Origin of the sequence: Kitasatospora sp. NPDC091257 (assembly GCF_044757675.1) — a bacterium.
GTDB classification, from domain to species: Bacteria; Actinomycetota; Actinomycetes; order Streptomycetales; family Streptomycetaceae; genus Kitasatospora; species Kitasatospora lactacystinica.
In genome coordinates this window covers 1-3116 of the sequence record NZ_JBIVVI010001084.1, presented here as the reverse complement: position 1 = coordinate 3116, position 3116 = coordinate 1, and the positions used below count along the sequence as shown (strand labels likewise).

Here is a 3116-nt window from a genome sequence, read left to right as displayed (position 1 = left end):
GGTCCGTCCCGACCCCTTCCCCCGCGGGAGGCACCCCATGCCCGCCACACTCCGCACCCGCCGGACCCTGGTCCTGACCGCCTCCGGCATCGCGGCCGCCGCCCTGATCGCCGGCTGCGGGTCGTCCGGCGGCTCGTCGCACCCGTCGAGCAGCCCGAGCGCCCCGGCGGGCGTCACCATGCAGACCGCCCAGGACCCGAAGCTGGGCACGATCGTCACCGACAGCGCCGGCTTCACGCTCTACCGCTTCGACCAGGACCGGAACAGCCCGCCGGAGTCCTCCTGCAACGGCAGCTGCGCCGTCATCTGGCCGCCCGAGCACGCCAACGGCAACGTCACGGTGAAGGGCATCGACAGCAAGCTGGTCGGCACCGTCACCCGCGCCGACGGCACCAAGCAGGTCACCCTGAACGGCTGGCCGGCCTACCGCTACTCGCCGGACACCAAGCCCGGCGACACCAAGGGCCAGGGCGTCGGCGGCACCTGGTTCGCGCTGACCCCGAGCGGCGGCAGGGCGGGCACCGCGGCCGGTTCCCCGCAGATGCCCGGCACGCCGGCGCCCAGCACGCCGGCGCCCAGCAACCCGATGCCCAGCACCCCGGGCTACTGACCGGTCCCGACCGCCCTCGACCGGGAGGCCCGGGTGCGCAACGATGAAGTGGTGACCGAGGAGCACCCCGTCGGACGCGCCGGCGGCCACGGTACGGCGGCGCCGGACGAGGAGTTGATGCGCGCCCTCTACCGGGAGCACGCCGGTCCGCTGTTCGGGTTCGTGCTCCACCTGGTCGCCGGGGACCGGCAGCGGGCCGAGGACGTGGTGCAGGAGACGCTGGTCCGCGCCTGGCGCAACATCCACCGGCTCGACCCGGAGGCCGGCTCACTGCGGCCCTGGCTGGTCACGGTCGCCCGGCGGATCGTGATCGACGGCCACCGCAGCGCCATGGCCCGGCCGCGGGAGGTGGACGCCGCGGTGCTGGAGCAGCTGCCCGCCGAGGAGGAGACCGACCGGGCCCTGCGGATGATGACCGTCGCGGACGCACTGGCGGACCTCTCGCCCGCGCACCGGGAGATCATCGTCGAGACCTACCTGAAGGGCCGCACGGCCGTCGAGGCGGCCGCCGAACTCGGCATCCCGGCCGGGACGGTGCGCTCGCGGGTGTTCTACGCGCTGCGCTCGCTCAGGCTCGCGCTGGAGGAACGGGGAGTGACATCGTGACCGGACACCCCGACCCGGACCCCGACCGGACGCCCGGCCCGCCGGGCGACGCCTCCGGCGCTCACCACCAGGCCTCCGGCGCTCATCGCGGCAGCTCCGGAACACCTCGTGATCCCGTCGTCGGCCCGGAGCACGTGGACGTCGGCGCGTACGTCCTCGGCCTGCTGGAGCCCGCCGAGCACACCGCCTTCGAACAGCACCTCGCCGACTGCCCGCAGTGCGCCGAAAAGGTGGCCGAACTCGGCCCCGTGGAGCCGATGTTGGCCGAGTACTCGGCCACCGTGCGGGCGGCCGGAACGGACCCGGCCGGCTCCGCCCCGCAGCCGGGCCCGCAGCTGCTGGACCGACTGGTCGCCGAGGTCGGCACCACCCGGCGGCGGGGCCGGATCCGGCGACTGGTGCTGGCCCTGGCCGCGACCGCGATGGTGGCGGCCGGCCCCGCCGTCACCGCCGCGGTGCTCACCGCCGAGCACACGCCCGCCGTGGTTGCGGTGGCCGAGCAGTTCAGCGCCACCGACCCGAGCACCGGCGCGCACGCCACCGTCGGCCTGGACGGCACCACCTGGGGCACCCGGGTGAGCCTGCAACTCTCCGGCGTCCAAGGCCCGTTGACGTGCCGGCTGGTCGCCGTCCCGCGCACCGGCGAGCAGCAGACGGTCACCAGCTGGTCCGTCCCCGCGAGCGGTTACGGGGGCGGGGACGGTACCGTGCGCACCACCGGTGGGGCGGCCCTCCAGCCCGGGGACATCGACCACTTCGAGGTCCGGGTCCAGGACAGCGGCGCGCTACTGGTCGCGGTCCCGGCGCACCACACCTGACTCCAGGTCGACCGTGTACGACTCCAGCCGCTCCACCCGGGCCGTGCCCCGCACGCCCGGCCAGTGCGGGCTCGGCTCGCCGGAGCCGGTCATGTGCTCCCGCCGCCAGGTCCGGCTCCAGCCGACCCGCAGCGCGGGCTCGAAGCTGTGCCGCCGGTACGGCGGGAGCACGGCGTCGTGCACCCGGGCCCGGTGGGTGTGGAAGCTGGTCATGACGGAAGCTCCGGGGCCGGCTCCAGGTCCAGTGCCCGGGCGAGCGCGGCGGTGACGGCGGCGGCGTGCTCGGGCAGCTGCTGCCCGGCCCAGCGCGCGGCCAGGGCGAGGAAGTCCCGCAGGTCCCGCTCGACTCCGGCGAGCAGCCGGCGCAGTTCGTCCACCGGCAGCTCGATCACCGGGCCCTCGCCGTTCTCGGCGTTCTGGGTCAGCCGGACGACCCGGCCGACGCACTCGGCCCGGGCGTCGGGGTCGTGCCCGAACCAGGCCGTGCCGGAGCCGTCCGTGACGTTCAGCCACTCGCGCCAGTCCTCCAGGCCGTTGCAGCAGCCCGGTTCGAAGACGGCGCCGGTGACGGAGTCGGTCACCACCAGGCCGCCGGGGGCGTACGGGTGCGACTCGGTGAGCAGCCCGTGCAGGAAGCCGCCCAGCGGGTCCGCCGGGCGCGGCCCGCGCTCCTCGGCCTGCTCGGATTCGGGCTCGACGTCGTTGCAGTCGGCCAGCCGCCACACCGCCGTACCGACCTCGGCTGCCGTCCGCCGCCCGTTCAGCGTGAGGCTCCCGTACGGCTCGTGGCTGCCCGTCGGCCAGAGCGCGAAGCCGTCGGGGGCGAAGATCTCCAGGACCGGTCGTATCGACATCATCCGCCGATCATCCCGAACGGACCACCGCCCCGACGAGCGGATTTACCCACAGCCCGCCCGCCGTCCGGCCGGCCCGCGCCGTGCTCCGGGTCGGTGCGCGTGCGCAGTGGTGGGTGAAGGTGCGTCGGGTGAGTGGGGGGCGGCCGGTGCTCAGCCGGCCCGGGCCGCGATCCGGGCCAGGACGCGGCCGCAGTGGTGGGCGAAGGCGCGTTGGGCGAGGGGGAG

5 protein-coding genes are annotated in these 3116 nt (G+C 75.4%); 3 read left to right on the top strand and 2 right to left on the bottom strand.

Going from position 1 to position 3116, the window contains the following annotated elements; translation table 11 throughout:
- The first annotated feature begins 37 nt into the window (after positions 1 to 37).
- The 3 genes from ACIQOV_RS34650 to ACIQOV_RS34640 are packed head-to-tail and all read left to right on the top strand — an operon-like array spanning position 38 to position 2034.
- On the top strand, positions 38 to 610 hold the full coding sequence (locus ACIQOV_RS34650) for a hypothetical protein (protein WP_401054815.1): 573 nt from the start codon (positions 38 to 40) through the stop codon (positions 608 to 610).
- A gap of 33 nt (positions 611 to 643) precedes the next feature.
- Positions 644 to 1216, top strand: coding sequence for a sigma-70 family RNA polymerase sigma factor (locus ACIQOV_RS34645; RefSeq protein WP_401054814.1), 573 nt, complete (start codon positions 644 to 646; stop codon positions 1214 to 1216).
- Complete coding sequence (locus ACIQOV_RS34640) at positions 1213 to 2034, top strand: zf-HC2 domain-containing protein (protein ID WP_401054813.1); 822 nt, start codon at positions 1213 to 1215, stop codon at positions 2032 to 2034. Before ACIQOV_RS34645 ends, ACIQOV_RS34640 begins: the two co-directional genes overlap by 4 nt.
- On the opposite strand, the gene ACIQOV_RS34635 is transcribed toward ACIQOV_RS34640, so the two are convergent.
- Together ACIQOV_RS34635 and ACIQOV_RS34630 are read right to left on the bottom strand one after the other, a co-directional pair.
- Positions 2002 to 2247, bottom strand: a complete 246-nt coding sequence (locus ACIQOV_RS34635; RefSeq protein WP_401054812.1) for a hypothetical protein — start codon at positions 2245 to 2247, stop codon at positions 2002 to 2004. The genes ACIQOV_RS34640 and ACIQOV_RS34635 overlap by 33 nt on opposite strands.
- Entirely contained in the window at positions 2244 to 2891 is a 648-nt protein-coding gene (locus ACIQOV_RS34630; RefSeq protein WP_401054810.1) for a hypothetical protein, read from the bottom strand. The genes ACIQOV_RS34635 and ACIQOV_RS34630 overlap by 4 nt, the downstream gene beginning before the upstream one ends.
- Positions 2892 to 3116 lie beyond the last annotated feature (225 nt).